This window comes from Mycobacterium sp. IDUB_21 (assembly GCF_055419425.1).
This window is the reverse complement of record NZ_JBVAXQ010000014.1, coordinates 18792-38332: the sequence shown is the minus strand read 5'-3', so window position 1 is coordinate 38332 and position 19541 is coordinate 18792. Positions and strand designations below refer to the sequence as shown.

Sequence of the window (19541 nt, the reverse complement as noted above, 5' to 3'; positions counted from 1 at the left end):
GTGACACTCTCGGTCAGTCGTCCGGCGGCGCCGGACCTGGACGCGATTCGGGCGGATTTCCCGATCCTGAACCGCGTCATGCGTGGCGGAAGCCGGCTGGCCTATCTGGACTCCGGCGCCACCTCGCAGCGCCCGCTGCAGGTGCTCGATGCCGAGCGGGAGTTTCTGCTCAACTCCAATGGCGCGGTGCACCGCGGGGCGCACCAGCTCATGGAGGAGGCCACCGACGCCTACGAGGACGGCCGGTCGGCCATCGCGCGCTTCGTCGGCGCCGCCCCGGACGAACTGGTATTCACCAAGAACGCCACCGAGTCGCTGAACCTGGTGTCGTATGCGCTCGGCGATGACCGCTTCGAGGCCGCCGTCGGCCCGGGCGACGTCATAGTCACCACCGAGCTGGAACATCACGCCAACCTGATTCCATGGCAGGAATTGGCGCGGTGCACCGGCGCGACGCTGAAGTGGTACGGCGTAACGAGCGACGGCCGCATCGACGTGGACTCGCTGAAACTCGATGAACGGGTAAAAGTCGTTGCGTTCACCCATCATTCGAACGTGACCGGCGCGCTGGCGCCGGTTGCCGAGCTGGTGTCGCGGGCCAAGGCGGTGGGTGCGTTCACAGTGCTGGACGCCTGCCAATCGGTGCCGCACCAGCCGGTCGACCTGCATGAACTGAACGTCGATTTCGCCGCGTTCTCCGGCCACAAGATGCTGGGGCCCAACGGGATCGGTGTGCTCTACGGCCGGCGTGCCCTGTTGGGGGCGCTGCCGCCGTTTCTCACCGGCGGATCGATGATCGAGACCGTGACGATGTCGTCGAGCACCTACGCGCCGCCGCCGCAACGTTTCGAGGCGGGCACGCCGATGACCTCGCAGGTGGTGGGGCTGGCCGCGGCCGCCCGCTACCTGGACGTGATCGGGATGGATGTGGTGGAAGCCCACGAACGCGAACTGGTGGCCGCCGCTCTCGATGGACTCGCCGGCATCGACGGGGTGCGCATCGTGGGTCCGACGACGATGACCGACCGCGGTTCCCCGGTCTCGTTCGTGATCGACGGCGTGCACGCACACGACGTCGGCCAAGTGCTTGACGACGACGGGGTCGCGGTGCGGGTGGGTCACCACTGCGCAATGCCGTTGCACCGCAAGTTCAATGTGGCGGCCACCGCCCGGGCGTCGTTCGCGGTGTACAACACCCACGACGAGGTCGAGCGACTGCTGGCGGGGATTCGCCGCGCCGTGAAATTCTTTGGCGGAGCGTGAGATGCGCCTCGAGCAGTTCTACCAGGAGGTGATCCTCGATCACTACAAGCATCCGCAGCATCGCGGACTGCGGGAGCCCTACGGAGCCGAGGTACATCACGTCAACCCGACCTGCGGCGACGAGCTGACCCTGCGGGTGGCGCTGTCGGCCGACGGTGAGCGGATCGCCGACGTCTCCTACGACGGGCAGGGATGCTCGATCTCGCAGTCGGCAACCTCGGTGCTGGCCACCCAGGTGATCGGGACGACGGTCGCGCAGGCCTTGACGACGTTCGACGCGTTCCACGAGATGGTGTCGTCGCGGGGGTCTGTGGAGGGCGACGAGGAGGTCCTCGGCGACGGGATCGCGTTCGCCGGGGTGGCCAAATACCCGGCGCGGGTCAAGTGCGCGCTGCTCGGCTGGATGGCGTTCAAAGACGCGTTGGCGCGGGCTCTCGCTGAGCTGCCCGGCGGGGCACCAGAACACACGCTGGCATCAGCCAGTGTGCCAACCCAGGTACCGGTTCGGGCCGGTGCCGGATCAACCGTGGAGATGAAGCAATGAGCGAAACCGGACCAGACGAGTTACTCGCCGAGGTCGAGGAGTCGATGCACGACGTCATCGATCCCGAGATCGGCATCAACGTCATGGACCTGGGGCTGGTCTACGACCTGTCGATCCGCCAAGACGAGGACGGCGCGGCCGCCGTCGTCAACATGACGCTCACCTCACCGGCCTGCCCGCTGCAGGACATGATCGCCGAGCAGGTCGAGAACGCCACCGTCGGTTCGGGTCTGGTTAAAAAGCTTGACCTCACCTGGGTTTGGGAGCCGGCCTGGGGCCCGGACAAGATCACCGACGAGGGTCGCGAGATGATGCGCGCCGTCGGCTTCACGGTCTGAGGGTGACCGATAGCCCCTTCTGGGTGTGCCGGACCTGTGGCGTCGAGTACGAGACGACACCCGACGTCTGCGCGATCTGCGCCGACGACCGGCAATGGTTGCCGCCGGACGGCCAACACTGGGCTACTTTGGACGGCCTGGCCGCCGAGGGCATGCGATCCAGCGTCTTCGTCCTCGAACCCGGGCTGATCGCGATCGGAAGCAATCCGCCGCTCGGTATCGGTCAGATGGGCAAGCTGGTGTGCACGCCGAGCGGCAATATGCTGTGGGATCCGCCGGGATTCGTCGATGACGCGGCGGTTGCCGCGGTACTTGAACACGGCCCGGTTCTGGGGGTCGTCACCAGCCACCCGCACATGTTCGGCGTCCAAGTGGAATGGGGTCGCCGCCTCGGCGGGGTGCCGGTGCACGTCAACTCCGCCGACAAAGAGTGGGTGATGCGGCCGGATCCGGCGATCCGATATTGGTCCGGCCGGTTGGAGCTCGCGCCGGGGCTGACCGTGATTCAAGTCGGCGGACACTTCCCGGGCAGCTCCGTCGCATGCTGGGATGACGGTGCAGACGGGCGCGGGGTACTGCTGGTCGGTGACACCATCTTCCCGAATTCCGACCGGCGAACCGTGGCGTTCTTGCGCAGCTATCCGAACCGGATTCCGCTGTCGGCTGCTGTCGCCCAGCGGATGGCCGGAACGTTGGAGGAATTGCGATTCGACCGTATCTACGGGCTGTACACCAATGCCATCGACTCCGATGCCGTGGCCGCTGTCCGGTTTTCCGCCGACCGTCACGCAGCGTGGGCGCGCGGCGACCACGACGATCTGACGTGACGCCGGGTGGCTGGACGACAGTAGTGTGACGGTCGCTGCCATACTCGTCGCGTGAACCGCGTAAGGCCTTTGGCGGCGGTCGACTGCGACTGAGGAAGAGCGGACAGGGTGACGACGAGCAGGCGACGGTTCATGGCTGGGATGGCGGCTGCGGCGGCCGGTACGGCGGTCGGCGGGCTCGCAGCCTGCGGATCGCGGGGGCCCGGGGCCGACACCATCTTCATCGGCGGTCCGGTGGTCACGGTGGCGCCGGGAGCCCCTGAGGCCGAAGCACTCGCCGTTACCGGCACCCGGATCAGCAAGGTCGGCACCTCCGAAGAGGTGCTGCGGCTGCGCGGATCGGAGACCACCGTCGTCGACCTGCGCGGGCGAGCGTTGCTGCCGGCGTTCGTGGAACCGCATGGCCACCCGTTCGAGATGGGCACCACCCTGGCCCCGCCGGCCATCGACGTGCGGCCCTTCACGGTCTCGACCGCCGGCGGTGTGTTCGCCAAGCTCACCGAGGCCGTAGCGGACACGCCAAAGGGCCAGCCGATCCTGCTCAACGGTGTCGATCCGCTGCTGCAGACCGGACTGCAGTCGTTCACCCGCACCGAACTGGACCGGCTGGCACCGCACAACCCGGTCGTGATCATCACCAACAGCGGTCACGCCGGCTACGGAAACACCGCCGCGTTCGCCGCCGCCGAGATCACCAAAACCACCCCCAACCCGCCCGGTGCGCAGTATTTGCACGGGCCCGACGGACAGCTGACCGGCGAGGTCCGCGAGGCGGCGGCGCTGATGACGCTGACCGCGCCGTTCTCCGGTGCGATCATGGCCAATGCCGGCGACAACCTGCGCTGGGCGTACGCCCAGCTAGCCCGCGCGGGTATCGCGACCGCCACCGAGCACTCCTACGACGCGCGTGCGCAATCAGAGGTGTTCGGCAAGCTGGCCCAGCAGCCCGACTGCGCGATACGGGTCCGCGCCTACGAGATCGGCACGCCGGAGTTGGCCGACGACTCGAACAACGTGCGGGGCAAGCGGGCCGGCGCAGACGTGCTGTTCGACAAGATCGGAATGAAGATCTGGGCCGACGGGTCACCGTGGCAGGGCAACATCTTCACCACGTTCCCGTACCTGACCAACGCGACCACGGCGGGCATGGGCCTGGGTCGTGACCACCGCGGGGGGATGAACTACACCCCGGAACAGATCCAGCAGCTGGCAACGGCCTTCATCGACCAGCGCTGGCAGGTCTCCTGCCACGTGCACGGTGATGCCGCCATCGACGTCGTGCTGGACGCCTTCGAGCAGGCGCAGGTGCCCCCGGCGCTGCGGCCCCGGCTCGAACACGTCGGCGCCATGCGCCCGGATCAGTTCGCCCGGGCCGCAAACCTGGGTGTCACCCCGAGCCTGTTCATCGAGCACATCTACTTCTGGGGAGATGCGCTGGTGGACAAGCTGTTCGGTCCCGATCACGGGGCGCACTGGATGTCGGCGCGCTCAGCCTTCGATGCCGGCCTGCGCGTTTCGTTCCACAACGACGGCACCGTCACCCCGCCCGACCCGATCGGCAACATCGCCACCGCGGTGAACCGGATCGCCAAGGGCAGCGGGCGGGTGCTGGCCCCCGAGCAGCGGATCGGTGTGGACGCGGCGATCAGGGCACAGACGCTCAACGCCGCCTGGCAGCTGCGGTTGGACACCGAGATCGGCAGCCTGGAGGCCGGCAAGTACGCCGATCTCGTTGTGCTGTCGCAGAACCCACGGCGCGTCCCGCCGACCGACCTGCGTGAGGTGGCGGTCGAGGCGACTTACCTGATGGGGCGGCAGACCTACGGGAAGGTGCTGGGGTAGCCCCGCTTACATCGGCGGCTCGGGGCAGTTGCCCTCGTCGGGCGCCCAGACCGTGACCTTGGTCGCCTGCAGCACGCCGTCGCCGTCCTTCTCGCCGCGCGCGGCCACACACTTGCCGGCGGCGATCTGCGACGCGGCAGCGGGGATCATCCGGCGCAGGTGGGTGTCGTCGTTGACCGTCACGGTGGTCTGCCCGCTCGCACCGGTCACGGTGATGGTGTCGCCGGAGACGGAGTCGACGACCCCGCGGACTCCGCGGTGCGGTGCGGGCGGAGCGGGGGCGTCGGCGCCACCGGGCCGCTGCGGGCACTTGCCGTCGACCGGGGTGCTGATCGCCACCCATTTCGCGGTGATCGCACCGCTGTCGACGGGAGCGCTGTCCGGAGTGGCGCCGGCCTTGATGCAGGTGCCTGCGGTGACCTCGCCCAGCTGAGCCGGTACCGGCTCGACGATCCGGGTGGCGTCGGTGAAGGCCACCGTGGCGTTGCCGGCCGGGCGCGTCACCTCGAAGGTGGTGCCGGACACCGAGGAGACCGGGCCGATGACGCGGTCGCCCTGGGCGTGGGCCGGGGCCGGGACGAACAGCGCGGCGGCGAACAGCGCGGCGGCGCCCGTGAGCGTGCAGATCGCCGGTGCAGGTGTGCTGGAGCGGGCGAACATCAGCGTTTCTCCGATCGTCGACGTCCGGCGGCGGGTGTGCCGTCGGACACGTGCTACTACCGTCAATGGCCGAGTTAGCGCACAGCTAGCTCTCCGCTGTGAGCCCGCTGTGTAAGCCACTCCGTCATTGCCCGGCGGCGGCCGGGAACACCGCGGGGAATCCGGGCGTTGGCCCAATCATGGCAACTCAAGACCTCACCGCAGCGAAATTCGAAGAAACCATCGCCGATAACGACATTGTGCTCGTCGATTTCTGGGCGTCCTGGTGTGGCCCGTGTAAATCCTTCGCGCCGACCTTCGCAGCCGCCTCGGAGAACCACCCCGATGTGGTGTTCGCCAAGGTCGACACCGAGGCCGAGCAGCAGCTGGCCGCCGCCGCGCAGATCCGGTCGATCCCCACCCTGATGGCGTTCAAGAAGGGCACGCTGGTGTTCAATCAGGCCGGCGCGCTGCCCGCCGCGGCGCTGGATCACCTGGTCCAACAGGTCAAGGATCTCGATGTTGAAGCGGCGATGGCCGCCCAAGAGGCGCAGGCTTCCCAGGACAAGCCCGACCAGGTCTGAGCGTCAGCACGCGATAGCGTGCAAGCGTGAGCCCCGCATCCGAGTACGTCTCCGAATTTGTCAAGGTCGAACGCCCGCGCCCCCAGGTGGCCCTGATCACGCTGAATCGACCGGAGCGAATGAACTCGATGGCGTTCGACGTCATGGTGCCGCTGCGCGAGGCGCTGGCGCAGGTCAGCGATGACAACGCGGTGCGGGTGGTGGTGCTGACCGGGGCCGGCCGGGGATTCTCCTCGGGCGCCGATCACAAGTCCGCCGGGTCGGTGCCGCACGTGGCCGGGCTGACCCGGCCCAGTTTCGGGCTGCGGTCGATGGAACTGCTCGACGACATCATCCTGGCCCTGCGGCGGCTGCACCAACCGGTGATCGCGGCGGTCAACGGTGCGGCCATCGGCGGCGGGCTGTGCTTGGCACTGGCGGCCGACATCAGGGTCGCCGCCTCGGGCGCTTACTTCCGGGCAGCCGGGATCAACAACGGGCTGACCGCCAGCGAACTGGGGCTGAGTTATCTGCTGCCGCGCGCGATCGGGGCGTCGCGGGCGTTTGAGATCATGCTCACCGGCCGCGACGTCGACGCCGACGAGGCCGAGCGGATCGGCCTGGTCTCCCGGGTGGTTGACCTGCCGAATCTCCTCGATACGTGCTACGAGCTGGCCGAGCGGATCGCCGGTTTCTCCCGGCCGGGTACCGAATTGACCAAGCGGACGCTCTGGAGCGGACTCGATGCCGGTAGTCTGGAGGGGCATATGCAGGCCGAGGGGCTCGGACAGCTCTATGTGCGCCTGTTGACCAGCAACTTCGAAGAGGCCGTCGCTGCGCGCGCCGAGAAGCGCCCACCGGTCTTCACCGACGACAAGTAGTACGACAACAGGAGTGCGCCGTGATCACCGCAACGGACCTGGAGGTCCGCGCCGGGGCGCGCACCCTGCTCTCGTCAGTCGGACCGGCACTGCGGGTGCAGCCCGGCGACCGCATCGGACTGGTTGGGCGCAACGGTGCCGGCAAGACCACCACGCTGCGAATCCTGGCCGGCGAGGGCGAGCCGTACGCCGGCAGCGTCACCCGCAGCGGTGACGTCGGCTACCTGCCGCAGGATCCCCGCGAAGGCAATCTCGACGTGGTGGCGCGCGACCGGGTGCTCTCCGCGCGTGGCCTCGACACCCTGCTGGCCGACTTGGAGAAGCAGCAGGTGGCGATGGCCGAGGTCGTCGACGAGGCCGCCCGCGACCGCGCCATCCGCCGCTACGGCCAACTGGAGGAGCGATTCGCCTCCCTGGGCGGCTATGCCGCCGAGAGCGAGGCCGGCCGGATCTGCACCAGCCTGGGACTGCCCGAGCGGGTCCTGGCCCAGCCGCTGCGCACCCTGTCCGGTGGACAGCGTCGCCGTGTCGAGCTGTCGCGCATCCTGTTCGCGGCAGCCGACGGGGGAGCAGGCGCGGCGAACTCCGCCACCACACTGCTGCTCGACGAGCCGACCAACCACCTCGATGCGGACTCGGTGGGGTGGCTGCGCGACTTCCTCAAAGCGCACACCGGCGGGCTGGTACTGATCAGCCACAACGTCGAACTGCTCGCCGACGTCGTCAACCGGGTGTGGTTCCTCGACGCGGTGCGCGGTGAGGCCGATGTGTACAACATGGGTTGGCAGAAGTACCTCGACGCCCGGGCCACCGATGAGCAGCGCCGCCGTCGTGAGCGGGCCAACGCCGAACGCAAGGCCTCCGCGCTGCGCACCCAGGCCGCCAAGATGGGCGCGAAGGCCACCAAAGCCGTTGCAGCGCAGAATATGTTGCGTCGGGCCGATCGGATGATGGCAGCCTTGGACGATGAGCGGGTGGCCGACAAGGTGGCCCGCATCAAGTTCCCGACGCCGGCCCCGTGCGGCCGCACCCCACTGATGGCCTCCGGCCTCACCAAGATGTACGGCTCGCTGGAGGTCTTCAGCGGCGTCGACCTGGCGATCGACCGCGGTTCGCGGGTGGTCATCCTGGGCCTCAACGGTGCCGGCAAGACCACCCTGCTGCGGCTGCTGGCCGGTGTCGAGACACCGGATGCAGGCGCGTTGGAGCCCGGACACGGATGCAAGATGGGGTATTTCGCCCAGGAGCACGACACCATCGACAACGCGGCGACTGTGTGGGAGAACACCATTCATGCCGCACCCGACACCTCCGAGCAGGATCTGCGCGGCCTGCTGGGTGCGTTCATGTTCACCGGCGCGCAGCTGGATCAGCCGGCCGGCACGCTGTCCGGCGGTGAGAAGACCCGGCTGGCGCTGGCGGGGCTGGTGGCCTCCACCGCGAATGTGCTGTTGCTCGACGAGCCGACCAACAACCTCGATCCGGCCTCACGCGAACAGGTGCTGGACGCGCTGCGCAGCTACGCCGGGGCCGTCGTACTGGTCACCCACGATCCGGGGGCGGCCGAGGCGCTCGACCCGCAGCGGGTGGTGCTGTTGCCCGACGGCACCGAGGACCATTGGTCGCCGGAGTACCGGGATCTGATCGAGCTGGCATAGCGCCGATCGCAAGCGCGGCGGAGCCGGGCGCTGCGGGTCGTCGCCGTCGGGTCAGCGCCGATCGCAAGCGCGGCGGCGGCATTTCGGCCAAAGCCGCCCGGTATCGCCAACGCCTTCCTACGCTGAACCCGTTGGCTCAGCGAGGGGATGGTGAGGGGACGTGGCGACGACGACGAAGCCGGACAAGCTGCGCGATCGACAGCTGGTCGAGTTGCGCAACGCCTACGAACGCGGGGCCAGCATCCGCACCCTGGCGGCGTCCACCGGGCGATCGTACGGTTCCGTGCACAGCATGCTGCGCGAGTCCGGTGTCGCGATGCGCAGTCGCGGCGGCCCCAATCACCGCACCCGGTCTCGCTAGCGGCGCGAAATCAGCGCTGCCGCACCGAATCCTCCACCAGGTCGAGAACCGCGGACAGCCGCTGGGGATCTTCGCCCGAGGCCAATCGTGCCACCAGGCCGTCGAGCACCAGGTCCAGGTAGTAGTGCAGCACGTCGCTGGGGACATCGTCGCGGAGCCGGCCGGCCTGCTTCTGCCGGTTCAGCCGATCCGTTGTCGCAGCTGACAATTCGGCTGACCGCTCCGCCCAGCCGCGCCTGAAATCCGGGTCGTGGCGCAGCTTGCGTGCGATCTCCAGTCGGGTGGCCAACCAGTCATACTGCTCCGGCGCGGCCAGCATGTCCCGCATGACGCCGATCAGGCCGGACCGGGCGGCCACCTCCGCCATCTGCGCGGCATCCTCTTGGGCCAGCTCGAAGAACAGCGTGTCCTTGTCGCGGAAGTGATGGAAGATCGCACCCCGCGACAGCCCGACCGTCTGCTCCAGGCGGCGCACCGTCGCCTGGTCGTAGCCGTAGGCGGCGAAGCACCGGCGCGCACCGTCAAGGATCTGGCGGCGCCGGGCCGCCAGGTGATCCTCGCTGACCCTGGGCATCAGGTTCTCGCCGCCTACACGCGCGACTTCGACTTGAGCATGTTGCGCAGCACGTACTGCAGGATGCCGCCGTTGCGGTAGTAGTCGGCCTCACCGGGGGTGTCGATGCGCACCACCGCATCAAACGCAGTACGAGATCCATCAGCCTTGGTGGCGATGACCTTTACCGTCTTGGGCGTCTTGCCCTTGTTGAGCTCCTCGATGCCGGTGATGTCGAACACCTCGGTGCCGTCCAGCTTCAGCGACGCCGCGGACTCGCCGGCGGGGAACTGCAGCGGGATCACGCCCATGCCGATCAGGTTGGAACGGTGGATGCGTTCGAACGACTCGGTGATCACCGCGCGCACCCCCAGCAGCACGGTGCCCTTGGCGGCCCAGTCGCGTGACGAACCGGACCCGTATTCCTTACCGCCCAGCACCACCAACGGAATGTTCTGGGCCGCATAGTTCTGCGCGGCGTCGAAGATGAACTCCTGCGGGCCACCATCCTGAGTGAAGTCACGGGTGTAACCGCCGGACACATCATCTAGAAGCTGGTTGCGCAGCCGGATGTTGGCGAAGGTGCCGCGGATCATCACCTCGTGGTTGCCGCGCCGTGAGCCCAGGGAGTTGTAGTCCTTGGCGGTGACGCCGTTGGCCTCCAGATACTGGGCGGCCGGGGTGCCCTTCTTGATCGCACCGGCCGGGCTGATGTGGTCGGTGGTGACCGAATCTCCCAGCAGCGCAAGCACTCGGGCACCGGTGATGTCGGCGACCGGTGCCGGCTCGGCGGGCATGCCGTCGAAGTAGGGCGCCTTGCGCACGTAGGTCGACTTCTCGTCCCAGGCGAAGGTGTTGCCCTCCGGGGTCGGCAGCGAGCGCCAGCGCTCGTCGCCCTTGAACACGTCGGCGTAGGAACTGACGAACATGTCGCGGTCGATGGAGGAGGCGATGGTCTCCTGGATCTCCGCGGTGGACGGCCAGATGTCCTCGAGGAAGACGTCTTTGCCCTCGGTGTCGCGCCCCAGCGGTTCGGTTGCGAAATCGAAGTCCATGGTTCCGGCAATGGCGTAGGCGATGACCAGTGGCGGTGAGGCCAGGTAGTTCATCTTCACGTCCGGCTGGATGCGGCCCTCGAAGTTGCGGTTACCCGACAGCACCGCCGTCACCGACAGGTCGTTCTCGTTGATCGCCGCGGAGATCTCCTCTGGCAGCGGGCCGGTGTTGCCGATGCAGGTGGTGCAGCCGTAGCCGCCCAGGTAGAAGCCGAGCTTCTCCAGGTACGGCCACAGGCCGGCCTTGTTGTAGTAGTCGGTCACCACCTGCGAGCCCGGCGCCATGTTGGTCTTGACCCACGGCTTGGAGGTCAGGCCCTTCTCGACGGCCTTCTTGGCCAGCAATGCCGCACCCAGCATCACCTCGGGGTTGGAGGTGTTGGTGCACGAGGTGATGCCGGCGACGACGACGGCGCCGTGGTCGAGGATGTGGTCACCGCGTTCGACCGAGGCCACCTTGACCGGCTTGCTGGGCCGCCCGCTGCAGTTGTGGGCTGCCGAGGGCACGGCCGCGTCGTCGTCGGCGAACGACAGCACCGCGGGGTCCGACGCGGGGAAGGACTCTTCCACGGCCTCGTCCAGTTTGCTGTGCGGGGCGGCACCCTCCTCATCCACGTAGTTGTGAATGTCCTTGCGGAATGCGTTCTTTGCGTCGGAGAGCTCGATGCGGTCCTGCGGACGCTTGGGGCCGGCGATGGACGGGACCACGGTGCCCAGGTCCAATTCCAGGTACTCCGAATATGCCGGCTCGCGAGCCGGGTCGTGCCACATGCCCTGACGCTTGGCGTAGGCCTCCACCAGCGCCAGCTGCTGCTCGCTGCGGCCGGTCAGCCGAAGGTAGCTGATCGTTTCTTCGTCGATCGGGAAAATCGCTGCGGTGGAACCGAATTCGGGGCTCATGTTGCCCAGGGTGGCGCGGTTGGCCAGTGGCACCTCGGCCACGCCTTTGCCGTAGAACTCGACGAACTTACCCACCACGCCGTGCTTGCGCAGGATGTCGGTGACGGTCAGCACCACGTCGGTGGCGGTCACGCCCGGCTTGATCTCACCGGTCAGCTTGAACCCGACCACGCGGGGGATCAGCATCGACACCGGCTGGCCCAGCATCGCGGCCTCGGCCTCGATGCCGCCGACGCCCCAGCCCAGCACGCCGAGGCCGTTGACCATGGTGGTGTGGCTGTCGGTTCCCACGCAGGTGTCGGGGTACGCGATCTTGGTTCCGGCCTCCTCGCGGATCATGATGGTTCGCGCCAGGTACTCGATGTTGACCTGGTGCACGATGCCGGTGCCCGGCGGAACCACCTTGAAGTCGTCGAACGCGCCCTGGCCCCACCGCAGGAATTGGTAGCGTTCGCCGTTGCGCTGGTACTCCAGGTCCACGTTGCGCTCGAACGCGTCGGCGCGGCCGAACACATCCAGGATCACCGAGTGATCGATGACCAGCTCGGCCGGAGCCAGCGGGTTGACCTTCTCCGGGTCGCCGCCCAGGGCCGCGACGGCTTCGCGCATGGTGGCCAGGTCGACGATGCAGGGCACACCGGTGAAGTCCTGCATGACCACCCGGGCGGGGGTGAACTGGATCTCGACGCTGGGTTCGGCGGCCGGATCCCAGTTGGCGATCGCGTTGATGTGGTCTTTGGTGATGTTGGCGCCGTCTTCGGTGCGCAGCAGGTTCTCGGCCAGCACCTTGAGGCTGTAGGGGAGTTTCTCGGTGCCGGGGACGGCGTCGAGGCGGTAGATCTGATATTCATCGTCACCCACAGTGAGGGTGTCGCGGGCTCCGAACGAGTTCACCGAATCTTTGCTGCTCACTTCAACTCCCCGAAATCGAGTTCTCATCCATCGACGGGTCCGCGCCGACGGGCGCGCTAACTCTAACAGTACGATTGTCCTGTATGAAGTAAGGTTCACCTCACCTGAGCGGGGTTGATACCGTCGTGAACCGTGACGATCCAGCACCCGCCGGCCTACATCCCCGGCGAGCTCTGCATCACCGTCGGCCTCGACCCGGCCACCCCGCCCGATGACTGCATGGCGCTGGTGAAGGTCGCCGTGGCAGCCGACGGGGTGAGCGCTCCGGCCGCCGACGTGCCGGCGCTGCGAGACGTGGTCGCCGACGCGGCCCGCGACGGCATCGACCTCAAGATCATCGAGGTCGCCCGCAACCCCGGGATGGACACCGCGCTTCGCGACGTCGCCACGGTGGTGGGCTATGACTATCCGGATTCCACCGTGCTGGTGCTCAGTACTACTTACGTCGGCAGTTACAGCGGCCAGTTTCACCGAGCCAAATTGGAGGCCGCCGAAGATCACGCCAAAACAGGCGATCCGGTGGTGTCCGCGCAGAATTTCCTCAATGAATTGACCAGCCCCGATCTGTCGTGGACGGGGCTGACGGTGGCGCTGCTGATCGGGGTGCTGGCGGCGGCCGTCGGCACCCGTTTTCTGCAGCGGCGCAGCAAACGCGCATCCGAGCGCGTCGACGCCGCCGAATAGCGGCTTACACCTGCTGGAATACGTTTTCACGGGTGATCAATGATCGTTCTCATTTGGGCTATGGCAAAGAATTAGGTCACCAGTCGGTCACAACCGGCTTAATTACAATGACGTAGTTTGTTACGAACGTTTCTGCAGTGACTGATGTGACGTATGGTTCAAAAGGCGCAGCTGTTGTATCTGTGCTTTGCCACCGGCCGAAGCGCGGCGCCGCCTGCCCGAGTCCGAGGAGATCCAAGCCGAATGAGACGCATCCGCTGTGGCGCTGCCGACTCTGCCGGCTCTGTCTTCCGCCGGGCCGCCAGGCTCACCCAACCCGCCGCAGTGTCGATGCTGAGCACCGCGCTGTTGTTGGGCACCCCCGGGCTGGCGGCAGCCGAACCGCCGGCGAGCCCCGACGGTATCGCCGCGCTGATCGCCGACGTCGCCGAGGCCAACCAGCAGCTGCAGAACCTGGGTGCCCAGATCGCCGGAGAGAAGGAAAGCGTCAACAAGGCCCTGGTGGAGCTGCAGACCGCGCGCGATGACGCCACCGCCGCACAACAGGAGGTGGAGGCCGGCCGGCAGGCGATCACCGATGCCGACGCCGCGATCGTCGCCGCCCAGCGGCGGTTCAACACCTTCGCCGCGTCGACCTACGTCAACGGGCCGTCGGACAGCTACCTGACTGCGACCGACCCGTCGGAGATGATCGCCACCGCCGCCGCGGGACGGACCCTTGCGCTCAGCTCCCAGCAGGCGCTGGACAACCTGAAGCGGGCCCGCACCGAGCAGTTGAACAAGGAGTCGGCCGCCCGGCTGGCCAAGCAGAAGGCCGACCAGGCGGTCGGCGATGCGCAGTCGAGCCAGGACGCCGCGGTGGCCGCGCTCACCGACACCCAGCGCAAATTCGGCGAGCAACAGGGCGAGATCGACCGGTTGGCCGCGCAGCGCAACGCGGCACAGGCCAAGCTCGCCGCCGCCCGCCGCCAGCAGCAGCCCGCAGAGCAGCCCGCACCGGCCGGCGGGCCGTCGGGTGACCGGTGGGGCAACCCGGTGGACCCCGGCGCCGGCCCTGCGGCGGTGCCGGCCGCCAAGCGCACCGACCAGTGGGACGGCGCATGGGACCCGACCCTGCCGATGGTGCCCAGCGCCAACATTCCCGGCGACCCGATCGCCGTCATCAACCAGGTGCTCGGGATCTCCCAGACCTCGGCGCAGGTGACCTCGAACCTGGGCCGCCAATTCCTGCAGTCGATCGGCCTGGCCAGTCCCGAATCCTCCGGGATCAACAACGGCCAGATCCCGCGGGTGTACGGCAGGCAGGCCTCGGAGTACGTGATCCGTCGCGGGCTCTCGCAGCGCGGCGTGCCCTACTCCTGGGGCGGCGGGACCGCCGCGGGCCCCGGCCGCGGCATCGGATCCGGTTCCGGCACCGTCGGATTCGACTGCTCCGGGCTGATCCTGTACGCGTTCGCCGGGGTGGGGATCAAGCTGCCGCACTACTCGGGGGCGCAGTACAAGATGGGCCGCCAGATCCCGACGGCGATGGCGCGCCGCGGCGACGTCATCTTCTACGGCCCGGGCGGCAGCCAGCACGTGACGCTCTACCTCGGGAACGGTCTGATGCTGGAGGCGCCCGACGTGGGCCAGCCCGTGAAGGTGTCGCCGGTACGGAAAAGCGGCATGACGCCCTTTGTAGTCCGATACATCGAATACTGACGGCGGAGCGATGCGACAGAGTCTTTTGCGTTTTTACCAGGTCCTCGGGTCACTGCTGGCGGTGATCCCATTGACGCTCGGCCTGGCCGGACCGGCCGCGGCCGAGGGGCCCTGGGACCCCACCCTGCCGGCGACGATCAGCGCGGGGGCGCCCGGTGATCCGCTGGCGGTCGCCAACGCGTCGTTGCAGGCGACCGCGAATGCCACCCAGACCACCATGGACCTGGGCCGCAAGTTCCTGTCCGGCCTGGGATTCAACGTCGGCGACGAAGCCGCCGCCAATGTGTCACCCGGCCAACGGGTGCACGGTAAGCAGGCCATCGAGTACGTCATCCGCCGCGGCGGCTCGCAGATGGGAGTGCCCTACTCATGGGGCGGTGGCTCGCTGACCGGTCCGAGCAAGGGGATCGACTCCGGGGCCGGAACGGTCGGTTTCGACTGCTCGGGTCTGATGCGTTACGCGTTCGCCGGCGTCGGCGTGTTGATCCCACGCTTCTCCGGTGACCAGTACAACGCCGGTCGGCACATTCCGCGCAACCAGGCCCGCCGCGGTGACCTGATCCTTTACGGTCCCGGCGGCGGACAGCACGTCACGATGTACCTCGGTGGCGGGAAGATGCTGGAGGCTTCGGGCAGCGCAGGCAAGGTCGTCGTCAGCCCGGTGCGGACCTCCGGGATGACGCCGTATCTGACCCGGATCATCGAGTACTGACGTACCGAGCGGGGCCGTACGTCGACGGATGCTGCGATCCCTGGAATAGTGAAACGCGGGCACGACGCTGCCCCTCGGCTCCCGGGCCGTGCAAGCAGTTGTGTCTGACCGACCTTTGTGGAGGATTTCTCGATGACGTCATCGGATGGGACGCCCGCGGGCGCCAGCGGTTTCCCGAGTTCGGCTGGTGCCGAGGGAGGCGCAGTCGGCGGTAGCGGACTCGGCGCCGATGTACACGCGCTGGAGCGGGCCATCTTCGAGGTCAAGCGCGTCATCGTCGGGCAGGACCAGCTCGTCGAGCGGATCCTGGTCGGACTGCTGGCCAAGGGCCACGTGCTGCTCGAGGGCGTTCCCGGCGTCGCCAAGACGCTGGCCGTCGAGACGTTCGCCCGGGTGGTCGGCGGCTCGTTCGCGCGGATCCAGTTCACCCCGGACCTGGTCCCGACCGACATCGTCGGTACCCGGATCTACCGGCAGGGCCGGGAGGAGTTCGACACCGAGCTCGGACCGGTGATGGTCAACTTCCTGCTGGCCGACGAGATCAACCGGGCACCGGCCAAGGTGCAGTCGGCGCTGCTGGAGGTCATGCAGGAACGCCAGGTGTCCATCGGCGGCAAGAGGTTCCCGCTGCCCACCCCGTTCCTGGTGATGGCCACCCAGAACCCGATCGAGCACGAGGGCGTCTACCCGCTGCCGGAGGCGCAGCGGGACCGTTTCCTGTTCAAGATCAACGTCGGCTACCCGTCGCCGGAAGAGGAACGCGAGATCATCTACCGGATGGGTGTCACCCCGCCGGAGCCCAAGCAGATCCTCAACCCCGGCGACCTGCTGCGGTTGCAGGGGCTGGCGGCCAACAACTTCGTGCACCACGCACTGGTCGACTACGTGGTGCGGGTGATCACCGCGACCCGGGTGCCCGAGCAGTTCGGCATGCCGGACGTGAAGAACTGGCTGTCCTTCGGCGCCTCGCCGCGTGCCTCGCTGGGCATCATCGCCGCATCCCGGGCGCTGGCCCTGGTGCGTGGACGCGACTACGTGATCCCGCAGGACGTCATCGAGGTCATCCCCGACGTGCTGCGGCACCGGCTGGTGCTGTCCTACGACGCCCTCGCCGACGAGATCACCTCGGAGATCGTCATCAACCGGGTGTTGCAGACGGTGCCGCTGCCGCAGGTGAACGCCGTTCCGCAGCAGCCGCACTCAGCGTCGCCGGGCGCCCCGACCGCGGCGGCAGTGGCCAGCGGTCGGTGAGCGGCCCGGACACCGGGCAGGCAGCACCAGACCCGGGAACCAGCACCGCGCCTCCGTCGATGCTGCGCGGTGGAATCCGTGACCCCAAGTTGGCGGCGGCGCTGCGAACCCTCGAGCTGACCGTCAAACGCAAGCTCGACGGGGTACTGCACGGCGATCACCTCGGATTGATCCCCGGCCCGGGCTCCGAGCCCGGCGAGTCGCGGCTCTACCAGCCGGGTGACGACGTGCGCCGGATGGACTGGTCGGTCACGGCGCGCACCACCCATCCGCACGTGCGCCAGATGATCGCCGACCGGGAGCTGGAGACCTGGCTGGTGATCGACATGTCGGCCAGCATGGATTTTGGCACCTCGACCTGCGAGAAGCGTGATCTGGCGGTGGCCGCGGCCGCGGCCATCATCTACCTCAACAGCGGCGGCGGTAACCGGCTGGGCGCATTGGTGGCCAACGGCGAGCGGGTCGTGCGGGTGCCGGCGCGCTCCGGGCGAAACCACGAGCAGACGCTGCTTCGCACCATCGCCACCGTTCCGCGGGCCCCCCTCGGGGTGCGCGGCGATCTGGCGGCGGCCATCGACGCGCTGCGCCGTCCGGAACGCCGGCGCGGCATGGCGGTCGTGATCAGCGACTACCTCGGTCCGATCAACTGGATGCGTCCGTTGCGCGCGATCGCAGCCCGCCACGAGGTGCTGGGCATCGAGGTGCTCGACCCGCGTGACGTCGAATTGCCCGACGTCGGCGACGTGGTGCTGCAGGACACCGAATCCGGCGTCACCCGCGAGTTCACCATCGACGCCAAGCTGCGTGACGACTTCGCGCGGGCCGCAACCGCCCACCGCGCCGACGTCGCGCACGCGCTGCGCAGCTGTGGTGCGCCGTTGCTGTCATTGCGTACCGACCGGGATTGGATCGCCGACATCGTCCGATTCGTCGAGTCACGCCGGCGCGGCGCGCTGGCGGGGATGCCGTGATTTCGACCCGCATGCAAAAGACAGGTCTGTTATGACATTGCCGCTACTCGGGCCGATGACGCTGTCCGGCTTCGCTCATCCGTGGTTCTTCCTGTTCCTGTTCGTCATCGGCGGCCTGGTCGCGCTCTACATCCTGATGCAGGTGGCGCGGCAGCGGCGGATCCTGCGGTTCGCCAACATGGAGTTGCTGGAGAGCGTGGCGCCCAAGTCGCCCACCCGCTGGCGGCACCTGTCGGCGATCCTGTTGATCGGGTCGCTGCTGCTGTTCACCGTCGCGATGGCCGGCCCGACCCACGACGTGCGGATCCCGCGCAACCGTGCGGTGGTGATGCTGGTGATCGACGTGTCGCAGTCGATGCGGGCCACCGACGTCGAACCCAGCCGGCTGGTCGCCGCGCAGGAGGCCGGCAAGCAGTTCGCCGATGAGCTGACCGCGGGCATCAACCTCGGGCTGATCGCCTACGCCGGCACCGCGACCGTGCTGACCTCACCGACCACCAACCGGGAGGCCACCAAGGCGGCGATCGACAAGCTGCAACTGGCGGACCGGACCGCCACCGGGGAGGGCATCTTCACCGCGCTGCAGGCGATCGCCACCGTGGGTGCGGTCATCGGCGGCGGCGACACCCCACCGCCGGCCCGCATCGTGCTGCTGTCCGACGGCAAGGAGACGGTGCCGTCCAACCCGGACAACCCCAAGGGTGGATTCACCGCGGCGCGCACCGCCAAGGACCAGGGGGTGCCGGTCTCGACGATCTCCTTCGGTACGGCGTATGGCTACGTGGAGATCAACGATCAGCGCCAGCCGGTGCCGGTCGACGACGACTCGCTGAAGAAGATCGCCGACCTGTCCGGCGGCAGCGCCTACACCGCCTCCAGCTTGGCCCAGCTCAAAGAGGTTTACGCCACCCTGCAGGACCAGATCGGCTACGAGACCATCCGCGGTGACGCCAGCACCGGCTGGCTGCGGCTGGGCGCGTTCATCCTGGCGCTGGCCGGGCTGGCGGCGCTGCTGCTGAACCGGCGACTGCCCGCCTGATTCGTTCCGACGTCGACACTGCGCTCAGGGTGCGAAAGTGCGAGTAGAGCGCGCCCTCAGCGCGGAGTCAGCACGTCAGTCCGATAAGTTATGCCGGTGACTGACAGCGAAACGCCGGCAGGCAAACCTCCGTTTGTATCCCGTTCCGTCCTCGTCACCGGCGGAAACCGGGGCATTGGTCTGGCAATCGCGCAGCGGCTGGCCGCCGACGGCCACAAGGTGGCGGTGACCCACCGCGGTTCCGGGGCGCCGGAGGGCCTGTTCGGGGTGGAGTGCGATGTCACCGACAACGAGGCCGTCGACCGGGCGTTCACGGAGGTCGAGGAACACCAGGGGCCCGTGGAGGTGCTGGTGTCCAACGCCGGTATCTCCAAGGATGCCTTCCTGATGCGGATGACCGAGGAGCGTTTCGAAGAGGTCATCAACGCCAACCTGACCGGGGCCTTCCGCGTGACGCAGCGCGCATCGCGCAGCATGCAGCGCAAGAGGTTCGGCCGAATCATCTTCATCGGCTCGGTCTCGGGTATGTGGGGCATCGGCAACCAGGCCAACTACGCTGCGGCCAAGGCAGGCCTGATCGGGATGGCCCGCTCGATCTCTCGGGAACTGTCCAAGGCGGGCGTCACCGCGAACGTCGTCGCTCCCGGCTACATCGACACCGAGATGACCCGCGCCCTCGACGAGCGAATCCAGGCAGGCGCACTGGAGTTCATCCCTGCCAAGCGAGTCGGCACCGCCGATGATGTCGCCGGGGCGGTCAGCTTTCTGGCGTCCGAGGATGCCGGCTACATCGCCGGCGCGGTGATCCCCGTCGACGGCGGCATGGGCATGGGCCACTGACGCCCCC

General features: G+C 68.0%; 19 protein-coding genes. 16 read left to right on the top strand and 3 right to left on the bottom strand.

All coding sequences use genetic code 11. From position 1 onward, the window contains the following. The 5 genes from ACZYY4_RS18875 (at position 1) to ACZYY4_RS18855 (ending at position 4814) form a co-directional block, all read left to right on the top strand. Positions 1-1263 carry a cysteine desulfurase gene (locus ACZYY4_RS18875; protein ID WP_463811533.1) on the top strand — a complete coding sequence of 421 codons (1263 nt, stop codon included), beginning with the start codon at positions 1-3 and terminating at the stop codon, positions 1261-1263. A 1-nt stretch (position 1264) separates the two neighbouring features. After that, positions 1265-1807 (top strand): Fe-S cluster assembly sulfur transfer protein SufU, encoded by a 543-nt coding sequence (gene sufU / locus ACZYY4_RS18870; protein ID WP_463811532.1) that lies wholly within the window; start codon positions 1265-1267, stop codon positions 1805-1807. Continuing rightward, positions 1804-2145, top strand: a complete 342-nt coding sequence (locus ACZYY4_RS18865; RefSeq protein ID WP_463811531.1) for a metal-sulfur cluster assembly factor — start codon at positions 1804-1806, stop codon at positions 2143-2145. Before sufU ends, ACZYY4_RS18865 begins: the two co-directional genes overlap by 4 nt. Before the next feature lie 2 nt (positions 2146-2147). Next, positions 2148-2972, top strand: a complete 825-nt coding sequence (locus tag ACZYY4_RS18860; protein WP_463811530.1) for a hydrolase — start codon at positions 2148-2150, stop codon at positions 2970-2972. Positions 2973-3104: 132 nt separating this feature from the next. Then, positions 3105-4814, top strand: a complete 1710-nt coding sequence (locus tag ACZYY4_RS18855; RefSeq protein ID WP_463811529.1) for an amidohydrolase — start codon at positions 3105-3107, stop codon at positions 4812-4814. A 6-nt stretch (positions 4815-4820) separates the two neighbouring features. Here the strand turns inward: ACZYY4_RS18855 and ACZYY4_RS18850 are convergent, their stop codons facing one another. Continuing rightward, positions 4821-5474, bottom strand: coding sequence for a DUF5666 domain-containing protein (locus tag ACZYY4_RS18850; protein ID WP_463811528.1), 654 nt, complete (start codon positions 5472-5474; stop codon positions 4821-4823). Positions 5475-5653: 179 nt separating this feature from the next. Here ACZYY4_RS18850 and trxA point away from each other — a divergent pair, with 179 nt between their 5' ends. From trxA to ACZYY4_RS18830, 4 genes are all read left to right on the top strand, one after another. Continuing rightward, a complete protein-coding gene (trxA, locus tag ACZYY4_RS18845; RefSeq protein WP_463811527.1) occupies positions 5654-6037 on the top strand; it encodes a thioredoxin in 384 nt (127 codons plus the stop codon). Positions 6038-6063: 26 nt separating this feature from the next. Next, entirely contained in the window at positions 6064-6897 is an 834-nt protein-coding gene (locus ACZYY4_RS18840; protein ID WP_463811526.1) for an enoyl-CoA hydratase, read from the top strand. A gap of 20 nt (positions 6898-6917) precedes the next feature. Continuing rightward, a complete protein-coding gene (locus tag ACZYY4_RS18835; RefSeq protein ID WP_463811525.1) occupies positions 6918-8555 on the top strand; it encodes an ABC-F family ATP-binding cassette domain-containing protein in 1638 nt (545 codons plus the stop codon). A gap of 160 nt (positions 8556-8715) precedes the next feature. Next, entirely contained in the window at positions 8716-8916 is a 201-nt protein-coding gene (locus ACZYY4_RS18830; RefSeq protein WP_463811524.1) for a helix-turn-helix domain-containing protein, read from the top strand. A gap of 10 nt (positions 8917-8926) precedes the next feature. Here ACZYY4_RS18830 and ACZYY4_RS18825 read toward each other — a convergent pair whose 3' ends face one another. After that, entirely contained in the window at positions 8927-9490 is a 564-nt protein-coding gene (locus ACZYY4_RS18825) for a TetR/AcrR family transcriptional regulator (protein ID WP_463811523.1), read from the bottom strand. A gap of 14 nt (positions 9491-9504) precedes the next feature. Beyond that, a complete protein-coding gene (gene acnA, locus ACZYY4_RS18820) occupies positions 9505-12336 on the bottom strand; it encodes an aconitate hydratase AcnA (protein WP_463811522.1) in 2832 nt (943 codons plus the stop codon). Positions 12337-12513: 177 nt separating this feature from the next. Here acnA and ACZYY4_RS18815 point away from each other — a divergent pair, with 177 nt between their 5' ends. The 7 genes from ACZYY4_RS18815 to fabG1 all read left to right on the top strand — a co-directional run bounded on the left by ACZYY4_RS18815 (position 12514) and on the right by fabG1 (position 19534). Beyond that, positions 12514-13020 (top strand): Rv1476 family membrane protein, encoded by a 507-nt coding sequence (locus tag ACZYY4_RS18815; RefSeq protein ID WP_463811632.1) that lies wholly within the window; start codon positions 12514-12516, stop codon positions 13018-13020. A gap of 243 nt (positions 13021-13263) precedes the next feature. Next, on the top strand, positions 13264-14721 hold the full coding sequence (gene ripA, locus ACZYY4_RS18810; RefSeq protein WP_463811521.1) for an NlpC/P60 family peptidoglycan endopeptidase RipA: 1458 nt from the start codon (positions 13264-13266) through the stop codon (positions 14719-14721). A 10-nt stretch (positions 14722-14731) separates the two neighbouring features. Next, entirely contained in the window at positions 14732-15433 is a 702-nt protein-coding gene (gene ripB, locus ACZYY4_RS18805) for an NlpC/P60 family peptidoglycan endopeptidase RipB (RefSeq protein WP_463811520.1), read from the top strand. 132 nt (positions 15434-15565) lie between these two features. Next, positions 15566-16684: a chaperone MoxR1 gene (gene moxR1, locus ACZYY4_RS18800; protein ID WP_463811518.1), complete on the top strand. Its 1119-nt coding sequence runs from the start codon at positions 15566-15568 to the stop codon at positions 16682-16684. Between the two features lie 59 nt (positions 16685-16743). Then, positions 16744-17655, top strand: a complete 912-nt coding sequence (locus tag ACZYY4_RS18795; RefSeq protein WP_463811631.1) for a DUF58 domain-containing protein — start codon at positions 16744-16746, stop codon at positions 17653-17655. A 31-nt stretch (positions 17656-17686) separates the two neighbouring features. Continuing rightward, the gene (locus ACZYY4_RS18790; RefSeq protein ID WP_463811517.1) at positions 17687-18694 is read left to right on the top strand and encodes a VWA domain-containing protein; all 1008 of its coding nucleotides are present in this window, start codon (positions 17687-17689) and stop codon (positions 18692-18694) included. A 96-nt stretch (positions 18695-18790) separates the two neighbouring features. Further along, the gene (gene fabG1 / locus ACZYY4_RS18785; RefSeq protein WP_463811516.1) at positions 18791-19534 is read left to right on the top strand and encodes a 3-oxoacyl-ACP reductase FabG1; all 744 of its coding nucleotides are present in this window, start codon (positions 18791-18793) and stop codon (positions 19532-19534) included. The last annotated feature ends 7 nt before the right edge of the window (positions 19535-19541 follow it).

Excerpts from the sequence above, each read along its gene's own strand:
- sufU (WP_463811532.1), top strand. The coding sequence starts at position 1,265 with ATGCGCCTCGAGCAGTTCTACCAGGAGGTGATCCTCGATCACTACAAG.
- ACZYY4_RS18865 (WP_463811531.1), top strand. The coding sequence starts at position 1,804 with ATGAGCGAAACCGGACCAGACGAGTTACTCGCCGAGGTCGAGGAGTCG.
- ACZYY4_RS18855 (WP_463811529.1), top strand. The coding sequence starts at position 3,105 with ATGGCTGGGATGGCGGCTGCGGCGGCCGGTACGGCGGTCGGCGGGCTC.
- ACZYY4_RS18850 (WP_463811528.1), bottom strand. The coding sequence starts at position 5,474 with ATGTTCGCCCGCTCCAGCACACCTGCACCGGCGATCTGCACGCTCACG.
- trxA (WP_463811527.1), top strand. The coding sequence starts at position 5,654 with ATGGCAACTCAAGACCTCACCGCAGCGAAATTCGAAGAAACCATCGCC.
- ACZYY4_RS18825 (WP_463811523.1), bottom strand. The coding sequence starts at position 9,490 with ATGCCCAGGGTCAGCGAGGATCACCTGGCGGCCCGGCGCCGCCAGATC.
- ripA (WP_463811521.1), top strand. The coding sequence starts at position 13,264 with ATGAGACGCATCCGCTGTGGCGCTGCCGACTCTGCCGGCTCTGTCTTC.
- ripB (WP_463811520.1), top strand. The coding sequence starts at position 14,732 with ATGCGACAGAGTCTTTTGCGTTTTTACCAGGTCCTCGGGTCACTGCTG.
- moxR1 (WP_463811518.1), top strand. The coding sequence starts at position 15,566 with ATGACGTCATCGGATGGGACGCCCGCGGGCGCCAGCGGTTTCCCGAGT.
- ACZYY4_RS18795 (WP_463811631.1), top strand. The coding sequence starts at position 16,744 with ATGCTGCGCGGTGGAATCCGTGACCCCAAGTTGGCGGCGGCGCTGCGA.
- ACZYY4_RS18790 (WP_463811517.1), top strand. The coding sequence starts at position 17,687 with ATGACATTGCCGCTACTCGGGCCGATGACGCTGTCCGGCTTCGCTCAT.